Here is a 23,127-nt window from a genome sequence, read left to right as displayed (position 1 = left end):
GATTTTCATCTTTTCTCACTATATTTATGATACTTTTTTTCAGCGTAAAAAGCAAGCTAAAAGCGAATGTTTGTTCGCATTCTTATTTTTCTGTTTCTTTTAAAATTTGCCGTCTTAGTAAATCTGTTCCACGCATGACCGCATGATGTCTCACTTGATTACGATTACCGTTAAACATAAATTTCTCAGCACGTGTTCCTTCTTTACGAGAGTATATACCTAACCAAACTGTCCCAGGCTCTTGATCTTCTAAAGAATCAGGTCCTGCCACTCCAGTAAAGGAAACTGCATAATCTGTCTCTAACTGTTTCCCAATTTGTTTTGCCATGTTTTCAGCACAAAATTGGCTTATAACACCATTTTCTTCTAATTTATCTAAAGGGATGCCTAATAATTGACTCTTCACCTTAGTCGCATATGTTACCACACCTCCAGGATAAACAACTGAAGCTCCTGCCACATCTCCAAGCAGACTTTGAAATAGACCTGCCGTCAAACTTTCTGCACTCGTAACCGTTTTATTTGTCTCTTTTAAGAGTTTAACTGTTTCTGCCATCAATGAATTTGTCTCACCATAGCCATAGAAAAACGTGCCAACACGGGACATAATAGTCTCTTCCATCGTTGATAATAATTTGTCTGCTAAACATTTATCGTCAGTCTTAGCTGTCAAACGTAAAGTAACTTCATTTTCTTTAGCATATGGCGCAATAGTCGGATTACTTTGGGTATCAATCAAGTCTTTTAAAACAGTCACTAAACGAGACTCCCCAATACCATAAAACCTCAATACCCTTGATGTTAATACTTCTTTTTGCGGTAATAACTGTGTCAGCAATGGAACTACCTCTTCATGAAACATTGGAATCAACTCACTTGGGGGCCCTGGTAGCAACAAATAAGCTGTCTCATCGCCTTGATAAAATGTCCCAATAGCTAAACCACGTGGATTTTTAACCACTTTACCGCCTGAAATAGTTAAGGCTTGACGACGGTTATTTTCAGTCATTTCTCGACCTATCTTAGTCATATATCGACTTATCTTAGTCATGGCTTGCTTATCAGTCTCCAAACTTTCACCTACATGAGCGGCTACAACATCTCTTGTTAAATCATCATCAGTCGGTCCTAAGCCCCCACATAAAATAATCAACTCACTGCGCCCATCAGCTAAATCTAACAATTTTTCTAAGCGCTGAGTATTGTCACCAACCACTGTCTGATAATATATTTCAAATCCTAGACTGGCTAATTCTTCCGAGATAAAGGTTGCATTCGTATTAACTACTTGTCCCAGTAATAATTCTGTCCCAACTGCTATAATTTCTGCTTTCATCGTATCCCTCTTACCTATCTATTATAGTATTCGTATTTCTTTATGCTTCTATTTAATTATATCATAGACCTTCGAGCTAAAAAAAAAGCCATAGCTTTTGCTACGACTTTTAATAAAATTATTACATTGATCCTTTAAAAACATGTTTATTTTGCCAGAAATAATCGACACCTGAATAGATAGTAAAAATCAAACAAACATATAATAAAATTTGCGCTAACGGGAAGCCTAATGCTTCAAATGGTGCATTGTTAATCATTAATAAAATAATAGCTAACATTTGTGTAGCTGTTTTTACTTTTCCAGGCCATGCAGCTGCCATGACTTCACCATCTTCAACTAGCAACAAACGTAGACCAGTTACTGCTAGTTCTCGACAGACAATAATCGCAACAATCCAACTTGCGACCTTGCCTTGGCCAACTAAAATAATAAACGCTGTCATCACCAACATTTTATCTGCTAATGGATCAGCAAATTTACCAAAATTTGTGACAAGACCTTGGGCACGTGCAATCTTACCATCCAGCCAATCTGTTAAACTTGCCACAGCAAAAATTAACATTCCTATCAATTGATTTAATGGAACCAATGTCCCAGCTATTGAGATTACTCCCCAATCAAATCCTTCACTTACTACAATAATAAATAACGGAATCATACAAATTCTGATAACGGTTAGTTTATTAGGTAAATTCATCTTTCCCACACCTCTCTAAAATCATATTCCATTGTTCTATTTTCCTTTAATTACTCGGCTAAATTAATGTCTAGATTAACATTACGTTTTAGCTGTGCGGCACCGTCTGGATTAAAATCTAAGTCTTGCCCATTCACTTTAATTTGAGCATTGCTTAAATTACCTAATGTAATCGCTACGCTGGTTGTCCCTTCAGGTAACACCACACTATCAGTGCTGTTTGCTTCCAACGTTTGGTCAAAAATATATTCATCCCCTACTTTTATCCCAATCCAACACCGATCATTAATACTTGTTAAATCTAATGTCACCGGATCACTAATATTATTAGCCGCCATATTGACATCATACCCCTCTTGACTAAGAAATTCTAAAGACATATCTGTTTGTTCCTTATTGTCCTCTGAAGGCTTGTCATCAGCTTGTTTCTCTTTAGATTTAGAAGCAGGTGCCGCTTGTTTATCAACTTGGACTTCTTTCGGTTTTTTTATCATTTCTTTTTTATTGCCTTCTCGCAACGTGATAAATCCAATTCCTGAAATAATCACAATTGCGGCAACTGTTAATAAAATCATCGGTAAATTATCCATAATAAAAGTTAGCTTCGAATTATTTTTCTCCGTATGGATATCAGCACGTGTCCCCTCAACTGATTCTGGTGTCACAATAGCCTCAGTCGGTTTTCCTTCAAAACGTGCTATCAAATATTCAGCATCCGCCCCAACTTCTGTTGCATATTGTCGAATAAAAGATTTAGCATAATAGACACTAGGTAAGGCATCAAAGTCATTAGCCTCAATTGCCTCTAAATAACGTTTTTGAATTTTCGTTGTTTGCTGTAATTCTTCTATCGTCAGCCCTCTAGTTAAGCGGGCACTCTTTAAAATTTCGCCTATCGATTTCACTTGCTCACCCTTTTTTCTTTTTCTCTGGCTCTTATCTCAGCCTTTTTCAGAATAAATAACGTTATCGCTTTCCTATTGTAACGATATTTAAGAATTAAAACTAGTAATACTAGCTATTCTTTAATATTTCGTTAGATATTAGCTGTCTAAGTTTAATGATCTTCTGGATACATATAAAACTCACTTAAGGCGTCCTCTTGAATAAAATGATCTATTGCCTTATAAATATCATCTAATGTTATACTTTCAATCACTTCAGCCATATCAAATAAAGTCGCATCACCAAACTGCATTTGGCTAAAACGATTAGCAATATATTCTAACGAATTTAAAGATTGCAGATATTTACCTAGCATTTTTTTCTTCAATAACCGTAACTTAGGCTCTGTTATTTCTGAGCTACTTGTAGCCGTCAATAAAATATCACGAATTTTCTCTACTAAACGCTCAGGTTCTTTACTATCTCCACCGAAATCTGCAAAGTAATAGCCACGATCCAAACTAAAATCATAACCAAAACTATCGTCAATTAGTCCCTCATTATACATGATTTCACGATTACTTGAAGTGTCTCCAAATAGTAACTGTAATAATAAGTTCACAGCTGTTTGATAACGTAAGAGTTCAAATCCTTCTGTAGGCAATGATTTTGTCCCTTTAAGACCTACAATCACCTTACTACGATTAACAGGCATATTAATGCTAGCTTTTTTAATAATATCGGCTGTTGTTACTTCAGGAAACTCTCGCTCAATTAAAGTCGCATCTGGAAATGATTTATTAGCCTGATTGTGGCGAATGTGAGCCATCATTGTTTCCGGCTCCATATTACCTACGACCAGCAAATTCATATTACTTGGATGATAAAAGGTACGATAACACAAGTATAAATCTTCGGCTGTAATATCAGCAATACTTTCAATTGTCCCAGCAATATCAATATGTAAAGGATGTGTCGGGTAAAGATTCCCTATAATTCCAAAAAACAAACGCCAATTTGCATCATCTTGATACATTTGAATTTCTTGACCAATAATCCCTTTTTCTTTCTCGACTGTCTCCTCTGTAAAATAGGGTGCTTGAACAAAGTCTAACAAGGTAGTAATATTTTCATTAATTTGAGTTGTACTAGAAAATAAATAACTTGTTCGTGTAAAACTTGTAAAAGCATTCGCTGAGGCTCCTTGAGCACCAAATTGTTGAAATACATCGCCATCTTCTTTCTCAAACATCTTATGCTCTAAAAAATGAGCAATCCCATCAGGAACTTCCACAATTTCATGCTCACCTAAAGGAACAAAGCGATTATCAATTGACCCATAGTTAGTCGTAAATAAGCCATAGGTTTTATTAAAACCTAATTTTGGTAATAATATGACATTTAAACCGTTAGGTAACGTCTCTTTATATAAAGTTTCATTTAATCCTGGATAATTAATCTTCTCCATTACTTAACGACTCTCCTTCCATAAAATATACTGCTTGTAGACTTAATTTTTTAGCAATAGCTTGAACATCTGCGACACTCACTGCTTCTAAACCAGCTACCCATTCTTTATCGGTCAAATTAGATTTTTTTACCTTATCAGCAAGATAAGCTGCTTCTAAGACCGAACCTGGATTATCTAACGACAAGAAATATTGATTTTTAAGCATTTCTTTTGTTTGATTCATGTCCTCAGAACTTATATCACCAGCTACTAAGCTTGCAAGTTGCTCATCTACAAGTGTCAGTACACGTTCTTTATTTTTGCTATCAATTCCTGTTTGAACCGTTATCAAGCCTCTAAAACTATCTAAAGAACTTGAAGCATAATAAGCCATACTTTCTTTTTCTCTAACATTCATAAATAACTTAGAATGGGGAAAGCCACCAAACAAACCATTAAAAATTTGCAACGCAAAATAATTGGCATCATGATAATAAACACCTGTGTGATAGCCCATATTTAACTTAGCTTGTGTGACAGAAAGCGTCTCAACTTTTTCTCTTTTTTCTATCGGAGTATCTTGTTCATAAAAATCAAGTTGAGTCTCTACTCGACGCTCATTAAATGGTAAGCTCGAAAATAGACTAACCATCGCCTCTTCTGTGACATCACCAATTACCATAATATCAACTGTATCTGTTGCCATCATCCTATGATAGTAAGCTGTAACATCTTCAAGACTTAAAGCTGTAACAGATTCTACCGTTCCAAAACTTGGTATTTTTTGGCTAGGTGATTCTGCAAAGTATAATTCTTGTAAAGCTAATGCTGCCTGACTTTGTTTATCATCATAGACTGAGGCGATATAGTCAATTAGATTCGCTTTTTCACGCTCAAATGTATCTTTGTTAAAAAGCTGTTCATCAAAATTAGGATAAAATAAAACCTCTTTTAAAAAGGAGATTCCTTCAGCTAAAACATCTTCTGAACCTGGTAAAAATTTATCATTTACAACATTTAAAACGGCACTAACTAAATGTGTGTCTCCTTTTTTACCAATATTAATACCGTAACTTGCACCATATAACTCAGCTAACTTTTCACTTAACTGCTGTTGTGTGGCATACTTCTGACTATTGGTTTCTAATAAACTCGCCAACAATGTTCGCTTACTAATAGTGTCAACTTCTAAAGGTGATGAAAAGCGAACCATTATCCGAACTGTTTTATATTTAGTTGTGGGAATAACATGTAAATTGACCCCGCGTTTAAGTTTAATACTCATTGTTCTACCTACTTTCTAAAACATTAACTTCTTGCTCTTAATCATCAAACTAAGACTTCCAAATCATCTTATAAATTCTAATACTATTTCAACTCAAAAATACCCTATAATTGTTAATTATATCTACTTTATGATAGCATATAACACGCTATTATTACACCGATACTTTGTTCAATTGAGGCCTATTTTTAAAACACTTAACTGTTATCAAACGTTATTATTTAAATTTACCTCCAAGTTAGTTATAATTAAATAACATCAAATTTATAAAGGAGAATCATCATGATTAAAGAGTTTAAAGAGTTTATCATGCAAGGTAATGTCTTAGATCTTGCCGTTGGGGTTGTTATTGGAGGAGCCTTTACAGCGATTGTCAAATCCATCGTTGATGGGTTAATTACACCACTTGTAGGATTGGTTATTCGCCTAATTACAGGTAGCAAAAATGGAACTAAAGAGATGGAAGGAATGGAGTTAGTTATTAAAGGAATTAAATTTAACTATGGTTTAGTTATTAGTGCTATTATCACTTTCTTAATTACAGCCATTGTTGTCTTTTTAATTGTTAAAGCTATCAATAAAGCTAGAACGGTAACTGGTTTTGTTGCAGAAGAAGAAGTGGAACCTGAAGCTTCTGAATTATTATTAATGGAAATTCGTGATTTGTTAGCGAAACAAAACGGAGAAACACTCTCAAAAGAAGAGTCTGTAATGATTGATAATTTAACTCAGGAAAAATAAAAAAAAACCTTATCTTATTAAAGATAAGGTTTTTTTTATTAATTTTTCTTTTCAAATAGCGGACTAACTGGTTTATTTTCATGAATACGTTTAATCGCATCCCCAATCAATTCACCTACACTTACTTCTTCAATCTTATCAATACGATTTTCGTCTGGTAAGTAAATTGAATCTGTAACAATAACTTTTTCAAGTGGAGAATTTTCTAGTCGATCAAAAGCTGGACCTGATAAAACTGGATGTGTACAACAAGCGACAACTTCTGTTGCGCCAGCATCTTTAAGTGCTTGTGCAGCTAAAGTGATTGTACCAGCAGTATCGATCATGTCGTCGATTAAGATACATTTTTTGCCTTCAACATTACCGATAATATTCATTACCTCTGCTACGTTAGCTTTTGGACGACGTTTATCAATAATAGCAATCGGCGCTTTTAAGAATTCAGCTAACTTACGAGCACGCGTCACACCACCATGATCTGGAGAAACAACAACTGTATCATCTCCTACGTAACCATTTGTAATAAAGTAATCTGCTAATAATGGGGCAGCCATTAAATGGTCTACTGGGATATCAAAGAAACCTTGAATTTGTACTGCATGTAAATCAAGTGTTAATACACGGTTAGCTCCCGCTGCTGTTAACATATTTGCTACTAATTTAGCTGTAATAGGTTCACGAGAACGAGCTTTACGATCTTGACGTGCGTAACCATAGTAAGGCATCACAACGTTGATTGTTTTAGCACTTGCACGTTTTAATGCATCAATCATGATTAATAATTCCATCAAGTTATCATTTACTGGATAGCTTGTAGATTGAATTAAATAAACATGATCGCCACGAATACTTTCTTCGATATTGATTTGAATCTCGCCATCACTAAACTGATTTACTGACGATTTGCCTAACTCTACTCCTACTGCATCTGCAATCTTTTCTGCTAATTTCTTGTTAGAATTCAATGCAAATATTTTCAGTCTTGGATCAAAGTAATGTTTTGACATGAGGACCTCCGCTTTCTATGTTTGAAAAAATTTTTGTTTCCCTATAAATAGTAGTCATTTTTCACTCGAAAATCAAGTGATTGCTCATAAATTATTTAGAATAAGGGAGTTTTTTAGCATAATTTTCTTTATTAGCTTGTTCAGCACGAGCAATCGCTAAAGAGTTAGCTGGAACATCTTTAGTAATTGTTGAACCCGCTGCTGTAAATGCCCCATCACCAATCGTGACCGGTGAGACGATACTAGTTTGGCATCCTAAAAAGACATTGTCACCAATAATTGATTGATGCTTGTTTTTACCATCGTAATTTACAAAAACTGTCCCACAGCCAATGTTAACATTTTCACCAATTTCAGCATCCCCTACATAAGTCAGATGACCAATTTTGGTTCCTTTAGCAATCGTCGCTTTTTTAACTTCGACGAAGTTTCCAATATGGACATTTTCAGCTAACTCTGCCCCTGGACGTAAACGTCCAAATGGGCCTATATCACTACCATTTTGAACAGTTGCTCCTTCAATGTGTGAAGAGGTTACTTTGATATGATCACCTAATTGACTGTCAATAATTTCACTGTTAGCACCGATTAAACAATTTGAACCAATCACAGTATTACCTTTAATATGCACACCAGCTTCGATAACTGTATCATTTCCAATCACAACATCGGTATCAATATATGTTGTATCCGGGTCAATAAAAGTGACACCATTAACCATATGTTGATGATTTAAACGCTGACGCATTGTCTTAGTTGCTACTGATAGCGCCATACGATCATTAATTCCAATTGAATCGGCAAATTCAGCCATTTGATGAGCTGTTACAATTTCACCTTGTTGTTGTAAGATACCAATCACATCAGGTAAGTAATACTCACCTTGGGCGTTATCATTACCTACTTGATCCAATGCTTCAAACAATGCTTTATTGTCAAAACAAAATGTCCCGGTATTAATCTCTTGGACTTTTTGCTCTTCTTCATTGGCATCTTTTTCCTCGACAATACGTTCGACATGTCCCTCAGCATTACGAATAATGCGGCCATATGAAAATGGGTTTTCAGCATGTGCTGTTAGAATTGTCGCTTTAGCCTCCGCTTTTTCATGTGCAGCAAATAAAGCGTCTAGAGTTTCAGCCGTAATAAGCGGCGTATCACCACAAATCACTAAGGTTGTTCCTTCTTTATCTGCTAATAATTCTTTCGTCATCAAAACAGCATGGCCAGTACCTAATTGTTCAGATTGTAAAGCATACTCACTACGTTCCCCTAAACGTTCTTTTACACTTTCAGCCCCAAATCCAACTACTGCAACTATTTTTTCTGGAGATAATTTTTCAACATTTCCTACAACATGTTCAACCATTGCTTTGCCAGCAATTTCATGTAATACTTTGTATTTTTTTGATTTCATACGAGACCCTTGTCCCGCTGCTAAAATAATGGCATAACGTTTTGTCATTTTTATGACTCCTTTAGTTTTATTTATTGAAATAAGTTCCTGGTATGACACTAATTGTTTTAGTTTGAACATCAACTTCTTCTACACATAACAGTGAATGATACTCATCAATCACACGACACCCGCTAAAGTTTGATTCGGCAAAAACCGTAATCCCAACAAGCTCGGCTTCAAACTCTTCAATTAGCCCTTTCATTCCGTTTACAGTCCCGCCACCTTTCATAAAATCATCGACGACTAAGACACGGGACCCTTTTTTCAAACTACGTTTTGATAACTCCATTTTTTCTATGCGTTGAGATGAGCCCGACACATAATTAACACTCACTGTTGAACCTTCTGTTATTTTAGAATCTCTACGAACAATTACAAATGGGACATTCAATTGATAAGAAACAGCTTGGGCAATCGGGACACCTTTGGTCGCGACTGTCATCACAGCATCAATTTTTTGATCCTTATATTTAGCAGCAATTATTTGCCCAACCTTACGTAATAGCTCTGGCTCGCCAAGTAAATCTGATAAATAAACGTAGCCTCCCGGTAGTAACCGATTTTTTTCGGATAAGCGCTCACATAATTCATTGACAATAACACGCGCTTGGGTCTCCGAAATCTCTGGAATAAAACGGACACCACCTGCTGCGCCAGGAATCGTCTCCAATATGCCGCGGTTTCTAAGACTAAATGTTCGTTTAATAATACCTAAATCTTCACTAATTGAAGACTTGGCCGAATTATATCGTTTCGCAAAAAAAGGCAACGGAATCAATGTGTGCGGATGCTCTAATAAGTATTGTGTCATATCAACGAGACGCTCACTTCTTCTGACTTTCACCATTACCACCTCTTCTCTCTTTATTTATCTAGTATTATATGATTAATCACTATAAATTCCTAGTCTTTTTGATATATTATTAGAAATTGTTCGTTTTAATCTTTCTTTTTCCTTGATAAAACAAAAAACAAGCACATTAATTGCGCTTGTTTTCATTTTTTTTCACTACTATTAAACGAAGACGTTTCCCTAACATAACTAAGAAGAACATTAGAATGAAGATAAGCGTAATCGTTGCTCCAGGTGGCGTATCAACTTCATATGACGTCACCAAACCACTCAGCATACCAATCAAGCCAATGATGACACTTATACCTAAAACCTTATTAAAACTGCTTCCAAGTCTCATGGCAATTGCGGCAGGTAAGACCATAATAGCCGAAACCAGTAGCGCTCCTGCAATCGGAATCATCACAGTAATCGCCACACCCGTTAGGACATTAAATAATAGAGACATCCAACGAACTGGTAATCCGTCAACATGAGCCGTATCTTCATCAAATGTCATTACATACATCGGACGTTTGAAGAGAATGAAGATAACTACTAAAAATAACAATAAAACGCCTAATATTTTTACCTGATCCCAGCTAATTGTCACAATCGAACCAAACAAATATTGTTGAATTCTCATCGACGAATCACCTTTGTTAGCATTCATTAACACTAGTGCTGTCGCCAATCCTCCTGACATTAAAATTGCCGTTGACACTTCTGAATAAGTACTATAAACAGTCCTTAGGTATTCCAAAATAACTGCTGATATGATTACCACTACTAAGGTGGTAATCGTTGGGTTTAAGTTGATGAAAAAACCTAGTGCAATCCCAGCTAAAGATACATGTGACAACGTATCTGCTAATAAGGACTGTCTTCTAACTACTAGAAATACCCCTAATAATGGGGCAATAATGGCCATAAAACTTGCTGCTAAAAGCGCTCGTCTCATGAACTCATATGAAAGCATCGCCATTCAGAGTCCTCCTTTCTAACTAAGCGAATATGCCGATCAGCATACTCTTTAATATCTTCATGATCATGGGTAACCATTAAAATTGCTTTATTATGTTCATGAGCATTGTGACGCAATAACTCATAAAAATCGCCACGAGAGCTTTCATCCATCCCTGTTGTTGGCTCATCTAAGATAAATAAGTCTGGGTCTGTTGCAAAAATTCTTGCCAAACAAATTCTTTGTTTTTGACCACCAGACAATTCACCTACACGACGATGACGCATTTCCCACATACCTACTGATTTTAAAGCTCTCTCAACATGTTGGTGATCACTTTCAGTAAATCGTTTAAACCAGCGGCCTCTTTGGAAACGACCTGATTGAACTAATTCTAAAACCGTACTTGGAAAACCAGCATTAAAAGAAGCAACTTGTTGCGGGATATAACCGATGCTTAAACGCTCTCCTGAAGCGTTCTTTTCTGAGACTATAACTTGACCACTTGCGGGTTGTAACAGCCCTAAAGTATTTCTAATCAAAGTTGACTTAGCAGCCCCATTCTCACCAGTTAAAATTACAAATTCTCCCGGATCTACATGATAAGATATATCTTGCAATACAGGTTCTTCTCCATAATAGAAGGTAACTTTTTGAACATCTATGTAGTGTTTTATCACACTCTTTCCCCCAATCTTTCTCAAAAATTAATTATTTTATAAATCGTAACCTTTACGTTTTAGGAACTTATCAAGAATAACACTGAATTATACAATCAGTCAAGCCTTATTCATAAAAAAAAAACGACGATAGCTCTTTATTAAGTAGCTAATGTCGCTTTTATTCTATCTGATTACTTTGTAATGTCCTAACAATATGCACATCATCGCAGAAGCCTTTCAGGCCATTGTAGACCCTTTGTGCTCTTGAGTATTTATCACATAAGGCAAAAACAGTTGGACCACTGCCACTCATCACAGCCGCATCCGCACCAAATTTCATCATTTTTTCTTTAATTTGTTGAACAATTGGGTATTTATTAGCAGTAACAGACTCTAGTGAATTTCCTACTGAGTCTATTAAGGCTTGATAATTACTTGAAAGTACTGCTTGTTTAATTGCATTAACATCAGGATGAGTCAAACTAGCTACATCTAAATCCGTAAAAATCGTCCAAGTAGAAACACTAACACGAGGTTTGACAATCACTACCCAACACTGAGGCATATCAGGTAAGGGGGTTAGGATATCTCCGCGGCCCGTCGCATGAGCCGTATTACCTCTCACACAATAAGGGACATCCGAACCAATCGTCGCCCCTAACTCAGCCAATTCTTCTATAGAGAGTCCTAGCTGCCATAAGCGGTTTAAAGCTCTTAGTGTCGCAGCAGCATCACTACTCCCTCCAGCCAAACCAGCTGCCACAGGTATCCTTTTACGTACCTCTATATGAATACCGCGTTTAATACTAAAACGCTCTTTTAAAAGGAGTACAGCTTGATAAATATGATTGCGTTTATCAACTGGCAAGAAGCTACTATCTGTTTCAATTAAGATACGGTCTTGAGGTAAGTCACGGAAAATTAACTTGTCAGCTAGATCGATACTAGACATAATCATCTCAACTTCATGATAGCCATCGTCACGTTTATGTAAAATATCTAACCCTAAATTAATTTTAGCTGGCGCTTTTTCAATAATCTCCATGTCCTCACCTACCTTCTTAATTATAATCTTTCATATTATAACCTATCCTACCAAATTAATAAATATCTAGATAGTATTATAAGCGTTAGATTTCATTTAACAAATAGGTTCAATTTATGAGCTACAACCAGTAAACAATAAAAAAAGAGTTCAAATTTGAACTCTTTTTATTTACGATGCATTTTAAATTCTAAAAATAAATCATTATAAATTCCTAAATATTCCGGACCTAAGTCATGATAGACTTCTAAATTTTTAATAACAGAATCTGCCGGATAAAATTGTTCATCTTGAGTTATTTCCTTAGGCAATAATTTTTTAGCTGCTTTATTAGGTGTTGAGTAACCAATATATTCAGCATTTTGAGCTGCATTTTCGGGACGCAACATAAAATTGATAAAGGCATAAGCACCTTCACTATTTTTAACTGTTTTAGGAATTACCATATTATCAAACCATAGATTTGTTCCTTGACTTGGAATCACATAATGTAAATGTTGATTGTTAGCTAACATCTCTGCAGCTTCACCTGAAAAAGAAACTGCTGCAGCACTTTCTTCATTAATCATATACATCTTAATTTCATCAGCAACAATTGCTTTAACATTTGGGACCATTGTCATTAACTTTTCTTTAGCGTTTGACAACTCGGCTTGATTTTTACTATTTAAAGAATGATTATCACTATTTAAAGATAAGCCTAAGACTTCTCTAGCACCATCGACTAACATGACATTATTTTTTAAAGCCGGCTGCCATAAATCGTCCCATTCTTTCATATCCTTTGAGTTAATAAATTTATCATTATAAATGATCCCCAAAGTTCCCCAAAAATAGGGAATAGAATAGGTATTATTAGGATCAAAGGCTTGATTTTTAAATTTAGCATCAATTTGATCCATTCCTTTGATTTTTTTATAATCCAACGGCTTTAACATTTTTTCTTTCATCATTTTTTGAATCATATACTCACTAGGAATCGTGATATCATAAGCTGTACCACCTTGTTGAATCTTAGTAAACATAGCTTCATTCGAATCAAAGGTTTCATAACTAACCTTATAATCCGTCTCTTCTTCAAACTTTTTTAATAAAGTAGGGTCAATATAATCCCCCCAATTATAAATCGTCAACGTATTATTCCCAGAAAAACCTTGCGCTTTTTCTAATTGATGGCTAGCGATAAATAACAGTCCAATTATTGCCACGACCCCTATTAATAAAGATTGTAATTTTTTCATAGGCTATCAACCGCCTCTCGATGCTCTTTCCGACGCTTTTTTTGACTCTTAGTTAAATTTCCTTGGCTAATCATATAGTATCCTGCAACCAATAGCATAGAGAATAAGAAAAGCAACGCACTTAGAGCATTAATTTCTAAACTAACACCTTGTCTAGCCCGTGAGTAAATTTCTACTGACAACGTCGTAAAGCCATTTCCTGTCACAAAAAAAGTAACAGCAAAATCATCTAGGGAATACGTAAATGCCATGAAATAACCAGCAATAATTCCTGGCGTGATTGAGGGCAAAATCACTTTACGAATAACTGTCCAATTGTTAGCACCTAAATCATGTGCCGCATCAAGCATTGAATCATTCATTTCTTTTAATTTCGGTAAAACCATCAAAACAACGATTGGAATACTAAAGGCAACATGCGATAAAAGGACTGATGAAAAGCCTAAACTCAACCCTAAGAATGTGAAAAAGATTAAAAAACTAGCTCCTATAATGACATCTGGTGAAACCATTAGGATATTATTCAGGCTCAACAAGGCATTTCGATAATTTCGTTTACGAGTATAATAAATCATCATTGCTCCAAATGTGCCAATCACAGTCGCTATCAAAGCCGAAAGAAAGGCTAACATAAAAGTATTTAACACAATGCCAATTAAACGTTTATCTGAAAAAACTGCTTGGTAATGCTCCAATGTAATCCCTGTAAAACGAGTCATCGTGCCTCCTGCATTGAATGAATAAAAAATCAGATAAAAAATTGGTAAATATAATAAGATAAAAACTGCAATTAAGTAAAAGCGAGACCAATTAATTTTAACTTTCTTCATTAGTGACGTCGCCCTCCTTTCTTCCGCTTTTCACCTGTTAAGAGCATAATAGCAATCATAGCAATGATTAAAATGACTCCTATCGTTGAACCCATTCCCCAATTTTGTGTCACCATAAAATGCTCTTCAATTGCCGTCCCTAGAGTAATCACACGATTACCACCAATTAACCTCGTCAACATAAACAAGCTTAAAGATGGAATGAAAACTGCTTGAACGCCACTTTTAACTCCATTCATTGACAAAGGTAAGATAACACGACGGAAAGTTTCCCAATTATTAGCACCTAAATCACGACTAGCACTAATTAAAGAGGGATTTAGTTCTTCTAAAGCATTAAAGATTGGCATAATCATAAAGGGAATTTCAATATAAGCCGCAACAAAAATAAAACTAAAATCCGTAAATAAAATTTGTTGCGACCCAATACCAATAAATGATAGAAATTGATTTAAACTGCCATGTGCACTAAATAGCCCAATAAAGGCATACGCTTTTAATAGTAAATTAACCCAAGTTGGTAAAATAATTAACATCAACCATAACTGCTTATGCTTCAACTGATTCAAAATATAAGCCGCTGGATAACTAATAAGTAATACAATAACTGTAATAACAAAGGCATAAAAAACTGAGTTAAGTGTCATACGCAAATAAGTAGAAGAAGAAAAGTAAATCCGATAATTTTCTAAGGTGAATTGTCCATCAATTCCTTTAAATGATTGATAAATAATCAATAAAACTGGCGCAATAACGAATAAACCTAACCACAGGACATATGGAATGGAATAAAATCTTTTTGATGTTGTCACATTATCTTCCTCCTATTCTTCTTCGTAACTTTCTAAACGCGCATCAAATTCTTCTTCTGATTCATTAAAACGCATGACATGAATATTTTCAGGGTCAAAGGCTAAACCAACTTCTGTTCCTTCTTGAGCCTTTCTAGTTGAATGAACCACCCACTCATTTCCTTCTGCATCATGACCGATCATTTCATAATGAACCCCTCTAAATAATTGACTATCAATTTTAATGATTAATTTACCCTGATCAATACTGGTTAAAGTTAAATCTTCTGGACGAATCATTATCTCAACGGCCTCATTAGGACGCATACCACCATCCACACATTCAAAATTTTTACCCACAAATTGTACCAAGTTATCTTCTAACATCTGTCCAGGTACAATATTACTTTCACCAATAAAATCTGCGACAAAGCGATTAATTGGTTCATCGTAAATATCAACTGGCGAACCACTTTGAACGATTTTTCCTTTGTTCAAAACAAAAATTTCATCACTCATAGCTAACGCTTCTTCTTGATCGTGGGTGACAAAAATAAAGGTAATCCCTAAACGTTTTTGAAGTTCACGCAATTCATACTGCATATCTGTTCTTAGTTTTAAGTCTAAGGCTGATAACGGTTCATCTAGTAGTAATACTTCTGGTTCGTTCGCAAGGGCTCTTGCAATGGCAACACGTTGCCGCTGGCCCCCTGACATTTCACTAATTTCACGATCTTCAAATCCCGCTAATTGAACCAACTTCAAAACTTCCATCACCTTAGCAGCTATTTGTTTCTTCGGTACTTTTTTTATGTTCAAACCAAACGCTACATTGTCAAAAACATTAAGATGTGGAAATAGAGCATAATCTTGAAAGACCGTGTTCACTTTCCGTTTATTAGCTGGAATATCATTGACCCGTTTACCTTCTAAGCGGATATCACCTTCAGAGGTTTCAATAAAACCGGCAATTAGTCTCAAAATAGTCGTTTTACCACAACCAGATGGTCCTAATAAGGTATAAAACTTACCTTGTTCGATTTCAAAACTGACATTCTTTAACACTTTTGTTTCATTATAACTTTTTGATACATTGCTAAATGTAATTATATTAGTCGTCATTTTAACTAACCTCCCTATAAATATGATTCTGTTGCGACAAGTAACAATTTACTTTTATCATTATATTGATTCTTTATTTGATGAGTGTCGGTTGCACGATAATAAATTGTCTCACCCTTTTTAGCAAAGTAGCGTCGTAATCCTATTTCAATACAAACTTCACCTTCTAACACATAGGCGAAGGTATCTGACAGTGATGGACCAAATTCTTTAAACTCTCCTTTTTCTTCTAGACTTAAAAAAATAGGTTCCATATCATTTTCATTTGACTCCGGCACTAACCATTCGACTTGATATTTCTTATCTTCATCATAGTACAAGGTCCGTTCACTTTCATCATAAACGACTTTTTGATCAACTGCTTCCTCATTAAAAAACTCTTTAGGGGTTGTCCCTAATACTTCTAATAAGTTAAAAAAAGAATCCATTGAAGGTGAACTTAAATTGCGCTCCAATTGACTAATGTAACCTTTAGTCAGATCAGTTCGTTCGCCTAATTCTTCTTGGGTTAAATTTTTTTGAATTCGTAAGTTTTTAATTTTATTACCTATATCCATGAACGTATACCTCCGAGTATAGTCAAAGTAAACTTAAAAGATAAAAATATACTTTTACTAAACTTAATGTTTACCAAGCAAAAACTAGTATACAAGCTTCATCATTAAATTTCAATCGAATTTAATGAATTTAAAGTCGCTTTTTTTCTATTTTTTTCTTATACTGAGACTAGATAACTAAATGACTACTAGGGGGATTATTATGACTCATTTCAATGCACTCGTCTTAGACTTTCAAGAAAATAATAACTTAATCGCTACTATCAAAAAACAAACTCGCCAAGACCTATCACCTGGAGATGTCCTAATTAAAGTTGCTTACTCTAGCGTGAACTATAAAGATGCCTTAGCTAGCCAACAAAATTCAGGTGTCGTGCGACAGTATCCTTTGATTCCAGGAATTGATCTGAGCGGTACGGTTATTGATCCAGGCTCTTCACAGTTTAAAGTCGGTCAAAATGTATTAGTAACCGGCTATGGACTTGGCGTCTCACATAGCGGAGGGTACAGTGAATTTGCTCAAGTACCTCAGGAATGGATAGTTCCAATTCCTGAAGGTCTAGATTTAAAAACAGTTATGGTCCTTGGGACAGCAGGTCTCACAGCAGCACTTTCAATCAATGCTTTAGAACGTCAAGGTCTCCGTCAACACCCAGAAGCAAGAATCTTAGTAACAGGTGCCTCAGGAGGTGTCGCTAGTTTAGCCATTGGCATGCTGAAAAAAATGGGCTACCATAATATCACTGCCTTATCCCGGAAAAAAAATCTTGCTAGTGACTACTTCAAAGAACTGGGCATCTCTAAAGTGATAACACCCGATGAACTAGCAACTGATACAGTACGCCCCTTAATGGCACAAAATTACGACTTTATCTTGGATACTGTTGGCGGAAAACAGTTAGAACTGCTATTACCACAAATTGCCTATGATGGTAGTATCTCACTATGTGGGAATGCTGGAGGAATTGCTTTTGAAACGACCGTTTTACCTTATATTTTAAGAGGCATCTCAATTTTAGGAATTGATTCTGTTAATATTTCACCTGAACGTCGTCTTTATATTTGGAACCGTCTAGCTCACGATATGTTACCAGACTTGCTGGAAAAAACGACGCTGGCAGAATTGTCCTTAGATGAATTACCCGATGCTTTTCAACAATTATTATCAGGAAAAATGACAGGTCGTTATTTAGTAAAGTTAACAGATTAAGCCAATCCTTAACTTCCATTAAATAAATCTAAATAAACTTGACTTTGAAGTCTTAACTTTTTATGATAGAAACAATGATTTTCTAAAATACCACCAAAGGAGCTATTATGAAAGATAGAAGAAATAAAACATACCGTTTAACAATTCGTGCCATCTTAACGGCGATTATTCTAATTCAAGGTATGGTCCCATTCTTAGGCTTTATCCCTTTGGGTTTAATTAGTCTAACCATTGTTCATATTACTGTCATCATTGCTGCCATTACTTTAGGTACAAAAGATGGGATGTTTATTGGCTTAATGTGGGGACTAACAACATTAATCAGGGCATGGACTATGCCAACGACCCCAATGGATACACTTGTCTTCACTAACCCAATTATTTCTGTTTTACCTCGTGTTATAGTTGGTCTCGTGACAGGCGTTATTTTCACCATTTTATACAAAAAAAGTCAAAAATTATCAGTTTCAACCATGATTGCAGCAGCACTTGGGACGCTCACCAATACATTCTTAGTTCTTGGTTTAATGGGGTTACTCTATACTACACCTGTTGCTGAATCATTTGGCACTACTGCAGCAGGACTATGGACAGTGCTTGGCGCAGCAATCTTGACAAATGGCGTGCCAGAAATAATTGCTGCAGTGATTATTACACCAATTATTGTCAAAGCTATTTTTAAAGCTACCTCCCTATCTCCTGATAAAAGAGATTGAAAAAAAGAACGTGCGATAATCGCACGTTCTTTTTTAAGCTTCTTTTCTACCAATAATGCGGACTTCAGTTTCTAAAACAACATTAAACTCTTTTAAAATCGTTTTCTGAATATGTTGGATTAACTCAACATAATCTGTAGCTGTTGCATTGTCAATATTGACAATAAAGCCAGCATGCTTAGTTGAAATTTGGGCACCACCCCAAATTAATCCTTGCAAGCCTGCTTCTTGAATTAATTGACCCGTATAATGACCTTCTGGACGTTTAAAGACGCTACCACATGATGGATACTCCAATGGTTGTTTTGATTCACGTAATTCTGTTAGTTCAGCCATACGTGCTCCGATAACTTCTTTTTCTCCTTTAGCTAACGCAAACCGAACAGAAATTACCACACCAGATTTTTCTTGCAGTTTACTATGACGATAGGAAAATTTCAACGTGTCATTATCTAATGTTTCAAATGTTCCATTTTCCCAAACCACGTCTACAGATTTTACAACATTGGCAACTTCACCACCGTAAGCTCCGGCATTCATATAAATCGCTCCCCCGATACTTCCCGGGATACCACAAGCAAACTCTAAGCCAGTTAAGGTATGTTCAAAAGCAAATTTAGCTGTTTCAACCAACTTGGCTCCTGCTTCAACTACCAAATCAGTTCCTTCAATTACCATCTCTGCCATATCTTCTAACATCATGACAACACCAGCAATCCCTTTCTCACGTACAATTAAGTTACTAGCATTTCCTAATACCATAAAAGGGATCGCTTCTTGATTACAATAATCAACTAATTCTTTTACTTCATTCGTATTTTTAGGAAAAGCAAGTACATCTGCCGGTCCACCGGTTTTCGTAAAGGTATAATTGGACAACGGTTCATCAAATAATAATCTCATGTTTGGCAAATCAGCCATAATTTTAGTTTTATTCACAATAACAGTTCCTTTCCTTGTCTCGTTTTATTTATTTTAGCACGGACCTTTACTTGTGACTAGTAGCACATTATGATATTTAGTAAATACAGATATTCGTGTCCATTTACTAAAAATAATTTTACTAGTGTCCACACTTTTTCCACATAGATTCTTTTAAATACTTTCTCATTCTCTCTCAAAAATGTGCACAATTAATATGTTAACATAAACTTATACACATATCCACAGGGTTATCCACAAGTTGAGTTTGAGACGTTTTATTGTCAATTACTTATTTTGACCTTTATTTAAGTAATTCCCTATGCTATAATACTAGATAATATTGATAGCAATTCATGTGACTAGATAATACTAGGCATGGAAAAGAAGATCCCCTACTTTAGAGGACCTTTCTTTTCCATGTCTATTTTTAATTAGTCAAAAAGGAGGACATCATGAAAATTATCAAAGTATTTAATCAAAATGCTGTAATGGTTTCAGATAACGACTCACAAAAAATCGTTACAGGAAAAGGGATTGGCTTTAATAAGAAAAAAAATGATCTTGTCCCTCGACACGAAGTAGAGCATGAATATTTAGCTGCAGATACTCAAAATAAGATGCAACAATTATTCCAAAATATTGATCCGGAATTCTTTATTGCCTCTGAAGAAATTATTGAAGCGGCTGAAAAAATGTTGCAAACAGAATTTAATGAACATATCCACTCCATTTTGGCAGACCATATTGCCTTTGCCAGTGACCGTATCAAAGATGGCATTGTTATTCGAAACAAACTACTCAATGAAATACAGATTTTATATCCTGAAGAGTTTCGAGCAGCAGAGTGGGCGATTACTTATTTACGCGAGCGCTTTTCACAAGACTTTACGATTGATGAAGCAGCTTATATTGCCATTCATTTTCATAGTGCCCTTTCTGGACAAGCTTCAACGAAAAAGAGTATTCGTGAAGTGACAATCATCTCCTCAATGGTCGAGGTCATCGCGGATGAATTGGAAGTGAATTTTACTGATATGAACATGGGGCTCAACTATTCTCGTTTAGTCTTACACTTGCGCTATGTAGTCGAGCGTATCTATCAAAGTAAATTTCATTCAATGGATGATGATGTCTTTCAGCTTGTCAAAACTAAATATCAACGCAGCTATAAAATTGCTGAAAAAATTGCTAAGATGGCCCAAGTTAACTACGGTTTAATCATTCCTAGTGAAGAATTGGGCTATATTACCCTTCATATCGAACGTCTGTCAGATCAGCTCCTACAGCAACACTCTTAGTTAATTTGAACATGCTTGACATGTTTAGATATAAATAAAATTTTTTGGAGGTTTTATACAATGAAGACATATTTACAACGTATGGGACGTTCATTGATGCTACCCGTAGCAGTGTTACCTGCTGCAGCTATTTTAATGGGTATCGGATATTGGATTGACCCACAAATTATGCAAGGAGGAGATCCTAACTTTATTGCGGTATTCTTAGTAAAAGCTGGTGGTGCAATTATTGATCATTTACCTATCTTATTTGCTGTCGGTTTGTCACTTGGAATGTCAAAAGATAAAGATGGCGCAGCCGCTCTTAGTGGACTAGTAGCCTTTTTGGTTGTGACAACACTGTTATCATCCGCTGTTGTTGGCCAAATGCAAGGTATTCCTGTCGAAGAAGTCAATGCTGCTTTTTCAAAAATTGACAATGCTTTTATTGGGATCATCTCAGGTCTAGTTGCTGCAACAATGTACAATCGCTTTAGTAAAGTCCAATTGCCTATGGCACTTTCTTTCTTTAGTGGTAAGCGTCTAGTACCAATTATGTCAGCTTTAGCAATGTTAGTTATTTCATTAATATTATTATTTGTTTGGCCAGTTGTTTACGCTGGATTGGTTTCATTCGGAACGGGTATTTCAAGTTTAGGGGCTGTTGGCGCCGGCTTATATGGATTCTTTAACCGTCTATTAATTCCAACTGGTTTACACCACGCTTTAAACTCAGTATTTTGGTTTGATGTTGCAGGTATCAATGATATTGGTAATTTCTGGGCAAGTACTGGTGAAAAAGGGGTTACTGGTATGTACCAAGCTGGTTTCTTCCCAATTATGATGTTTGGTTTACCAGCAGGAGCTTATGCTATTTATCGTAACGCACTTCCTGAAAACAAAACAGCGACAGCCTCATTAATGCTGGCAGCTGGTTTTGCCGCTTTCTTTACAGGCGTAACAGAACCTCTTGAGTTCTCATTTATGTTCGTTGCACCAATGTTATACTTTACTCATGCCGTCTTAATGGGGATCTCAGTTGCTTTTGCAGCATTCATGCATTGGACTGCTGGTTTTGCTTTTAGTGCTGGTTTCGTTGACTTTATCCTAAGTTCTCGTTTACCCCTTGCAAACAAACCCTTTATGTTACTATTACAAGGTCTAGTCTTTGCACTTATCTACTTCTTCTTATTTGACTTTATGATTAAAAAATTCAACTTAATGACACCTGGACGTGAAAAAGTTACCGTTGAGGCAACTGATGTAGTAGGCGTTCCAGAAGGTGGTAATAAATTTACCGGAATGGCTACACAAATTATTGAAGGCTTAGGCGGTAGTGATAATATTACTTCCATAGATAATTGTACAACTCGTTTACGTTTAGTTGTTGAAGATATGTCTAAAGTTGATGAAGCTAAAATAAAAGCAACAAATGTTCCTGGCGTTAAAAAAATTGATGATAAAAATATTCAAGTCATCGTTGGAACAGAAGTTCAATTTGTTGCCGACGAAATGTCAAAATTAAAAAAATAGTGTATACTGTGTGATAAGCTAAAAAGCTACTATATCACTAATTATTGGAGGATTTAACATGTTTAACTTTTTAAAGAAAAATAAAAAAACAAGTTTCCATGCTGTTGCAGATGGTAACCTAATTCCAATCAACAAAGTTGAAGACAACGTCTTCTCAGAAAAAATGTTAGGTGATGGCTACGGCGTTCAACCAACTAGTAACGATGTTTACTCACCAGTTGCTGGAACAATCGTAAGTGTCTTCCCTACAAAACACGCTGTCACAATGACAACAGACAATGGTTTAGAAATATTAGTTCATATGGGAATCGATACTGTTGAATTAAACGGTGCTCCTTTTGAAGTTTTTGTTAAAGAAGGTCAAAAAGTGACACCTGAAACTAAATTAGCGACAATGGACTTAGCTGAGTTAGAAAAAACAAATACAACCTCAACAATCGTTATCGCTATTACAAACATGGATCTAGTAAAAGATATGCCTACAGTTACTGAAGGACCTGTTAAAGCAAACCAAGAAGTTATCGCTATCGATGTGACAAAATAAAAAAACACCCGTTAGG

Annotated in this window: 21 protein-coding genes and 1 pseudogene; 5 read left to right on the top strand and 17 right to left on the bottom strand. The window is 35.6% G+C overall.

Features of this window, described 5'->3' with window-relative positions:
* Nucleotides 1-82: 82 nt before the first annotated feature.
* The 5 genes from OL234_RS00505 to yfmF all read right to left on the bottom strand — a co-directional run bounded on the left by OL234_RS00505 (nucleotide 83) and on the right by yfmF (nucleotide 5,656).
* Entirely contained in the window at nucleotides 83-1,336 is a 1,254-nt protein-coding gene (locus OL234_RS00505; protein ID WP_275469226.1) for a competence/damage-inducible protein A, read from the bottom strand.
* 121 nt (nucleotides 1,337-1,457) lie between these two features.
* Nucleotides 1,458-2,036, bottom strand: a complete 579-nt coding sequence (gene pgsA, locus OL234_RS00500; protein ID WP_275469225.1) for a CDP-diacylglycerol--glycerol-3-phosphate 3-phosphatidyltransferase — start codon at nucleotides 2,034-2,036, stop codon at nucleotides 1,458-1,460.
* Between the two features lie 50 nt (nucleotides 2,037-2,086).
* Nucleotides 2,087-2,941 carry a helix-turn-helix domain-containing protein gene (locus OL234_RS00495; protein WP_275469224.1) on the bottom strand — a complete coding sequence of 285 codons (855 nt, stop codon included), beginning with the start codon at nucleotides 2,939-2,941 and terminating at the stop codon, nucleotides 2,087-2,089.
* Nucleotides 2,942-3,093: 152 nt separating this feature from the next.
* On the bottom strand, nucleotides 3,094-4,389 hold the full coding sequence (gene yfmH / locus OL234_RS00490; RefSeq protein WP_275469223.1) for an EF-P 5-aminopentanol modification-associated protein YfmH: 1,296 nt from the start codon (nucleotides 4,387-4,389) through the stop codon (nucleotides 3,094-3,096).
* On the bottom strand, nucleotides 4,376-5,656 hold the full coding sequence (gene yfmF, locus OL234_RS00485; protein WP_275469222.1) for an EF-P 5-aminopentanol modification-associated protein YfmF: 1,281 nt from the start codon (nucleotides 5,654-5,656) through the stop codon (nucleotides 4,376-4,378). Before yfmF ends, yfmH begins: the two co-directional genes overlap by 14 nt.
* A 282-nt stretch (nucleotides 5,657-5,938) precedes the next feature.
* On the opposite strand from yfmF, the gene mscL reads away from it, so the two are divergent.
* A complete protein-coding gene (mscL, locus tag OL234_RS00480; protein ID WP_275469221.1) occupies nucleotides 5,939-6,397 on the top strand; it encodes a large conductance mechanosensitive channel protein MscL in 459 nt (152 codons plus the stop codon).
* A gap of 38 nt (nucleotides 6,398-6,435) precedes the next feature.
* Here the strand turns inward: mscL and OL234_RS00475 are convergent, their stop codons facing one another.
* The 11 genes from OL234_RS00475 to OL234_RS00425 form a co-directional block, all read right to left on the bottom strand.
* Entirely contained in the window at nucleotides 6,436-7,404 is a 969-nt protein-coding gene (locus OL234_RS00475) for a ribose-phosphate diphosphokinase (RefSeq protein ID WP_275469220.1), read from the bottom strand.
* Between the two features lie 91 nt (nucleotides 7,405-7,495).
* On the bottom strand, nucleotides 7,496-8,869 hold the full coding sequence (gene glmU, locus OL234_RS00470) for a bifunctional UDP-N-acetylglucosamine diphosphorylase/glucosamine-1-phosphate N-acetyltransferase GlmU (protein ID WP_275469219.1): 1,374 nt from the start codon (nucleotides 8,867-8,869) through the stop codon (nucleotides 7,496-7,498).
* Nucleotides 8,870-8,888: 19 nt separating this feature from the next.
* Nucleotides 8,889-9,710 (bottom strand): pur operon repressor, encoded by an 822-nt coding sequence (gene purR, locus OL234_RS00465; RefSeq protein ID WP_437184427.1) that lies wholly within the window; start codon nucleotides 9,708-9,710, stop codon nucleotides 8,889-8,891.
* Nucleotides 9,711-9,843: 133 nt separating this feature from the next.
* Nucleotides 9,844-10,680, bottom strand: a complete 837-nt coding sequence (locus OL234_RS00460; protein WP_275469218.1) for a metal ABC transporter permease — start codon at nucleotides 10,678-10,680, stop codon at nucleotides 9,844-9,846.
* Nucleotides 10,653-11,336: a metal ABC transporter ATP-binding protein gene (locus tag OL234_RS00455; RefSeq protein WP_275470160.1), complete on the bottom strand. Its 684-nt coding sequence runs from the start codon at nucleotides 11,334-11,336 to the stop codon at nucleotides 10,653-10,655. The genes OL234_RS00460 and OL234_RS00455 overlap by 28 nt, the downstream gene beginning before the upstream one ends.
* 163 nt (nucleotides 11,337-11,499) lie before the next feature.
* A complete protein-coding gene (gene ispE / locus OL234_RS00450) occupies nucleotides 11,500-12,366 on the bottom strand; it encodes a 4-(cytidine 5'-diphospho)-2-C-methyl-D-erythritol kinase (protein WP_275469217.1) in 867 nt (288 codons plus the stop codon).
* A gap of 167 nt (nucleotides 12,367-12,533) precedes the next feature.
* Nucleotides 12,534-13,607 (bottom strand): ABC transporter substrate-binding protein, encoded by a 1,074-nt coding sequence (locus OL234_RS00445; protein WP_275469216.1) that lies wholly within the window; start codon nucleotides 13,605-13,607, stop codon nucleotides 12,534-12,536.
* Nucleotides 13,604-14,437 carry an ABC transporter permease gene (locus tag OL234_RS00440; protein ID WP_275469215.1) on the bottom strand — a complete coding sequence of 278 codons (834 nt, stop codon included), beginning with the start codon at nucleotides 14,435-14,437 and terminating at the stop codon, nucleotides 13,604-13,606. The genes OL234_RS00445 and OL234_RS00440 overlap by 4 nt, the downstream gene beginning before the upstream one ends.
* Complete coding sequence (locus tag OL234_RS00435) at nucleotides 14,437-15,249, bottom strand: ABC transporter permease (RefSeq protein ID WP_275469214.1); 813 nt, start codon at nucleotides 15,247-15,249, stop codon at nucleotides 14,437-14,439. Before OL234_RS00435 ends, OL234_RS00440 begins: the two co-directional genes overlap by 1 nt.
* A gap of 12 nt (nucleotides 15,250-15,261) precedes the next feature.
* A complete protein-coding gene (locus OL234_RS00430) occupies nucleotides 15,262-16,350 on the bottom strand; it encodes an ABC transporter ATP-binding protein (RefSeq protein WP_275469213.1) in 1,089 nt (362 codons plus the stop codon).
* 14 nt (nucleotides 16,351-16,364) lie between these two features.
* Entirely contained in the window at nucleotides 16,365-16,907 is a 543-nt protein-coding gene (locus tag OL234_RS00425) for a helix-turn-helix domain-containing protein (protein WP_275469212.1), read from the bottom strand.
* A 202-nt stretch (nucleotides 16,908-17,109) separates the two neighbouring features.
* On the opposite strand from OL234_RS00425, the gene OL234_RS00420 reads away from it, so the two are divergent.
* Nucleotides 17,110-18,117 carry an acrylyl-CoA reductase family protein gene (locus OL234_RS00420; RefSeq protein ID WP_275469211.1) on the top strand — a complete coding sequence of 336 codons (1,008 nt, stop codon included), beginning with the start codon at nucleotides 17,110-17,112 and terminating at the stop codon, nucleotides 18,115-18,117.
* A 107-nt stretch (nucleotides 18,118-18,224) separates the two neighbouring features.
* Nucleotides 18,225-18,833 (top strand): ECF transporter S component, encoded by a 609-nt coding sequence (locus OL234_RS00415; RefSeq protein ID WP_275469210.1) that lies wholly within the window; start codon nucleotides 18,225-18,227, stop codon nucleotides 18,831-18,833.
* 33 nt (nucleotides 18,834-18,866) lie between these two features.
* On the opposite strand, the gene murB is transcribed toward OL234_RS00415, so the two are convergent.
* A complete protein-coding gene (gene murB / locus OL234_RS00410; protein WP_275469209.1) occupies nucleotides 18,867-19,772 on the bottom strand; it encodes a UDP-N-acetylmuramate dehydrogenase in 906 nt (301 codons plus the stop codon).
* 437 nt (nucleotides 19,773-20,209) lie between these two features.
* Here murB and OL234_RS00405 point away from each other — a divergent pair, with 437 nt between their 5' ends.
* Nucleotides 20,210-21,055 carry a PRD domain-containing protein gene (locus OL234_RS00405; RefSeq protein WP_275469208.1) on the top strand — a complete coding sequence of 282 codons (846 nt, stop codon included), beginning with the start codon at nucleotides 20,210-20,212 and terminating at the stop codon, nucleotides 21,053-21,055.
* A gap of 60 nt (nucleotides 21,056-21,115) precedes the next feature.
* Nucleotides 21,116-23,111, top strand: a pseudogene (gene nagE / locus OL234_RS00400) (N-acetylglucosamine-specific PTS transporter subunit IIBC).
* Nucleotides 23,112-23,127 lie beyond the last annotated feature (16 nt).

The organism is Vagococcus intermedius, from assembly GCF_029144185.1.
GTDB classification, from domain to species: Bacteria; Bacillota; Bacilli; order Lactobacillales; family Vagococcaceae; genus Vagococcus_D; species Vagococcus_D intermedius.
This window is presented reverse-complemented; position numbering and strand designations above follow the sequence as displayed.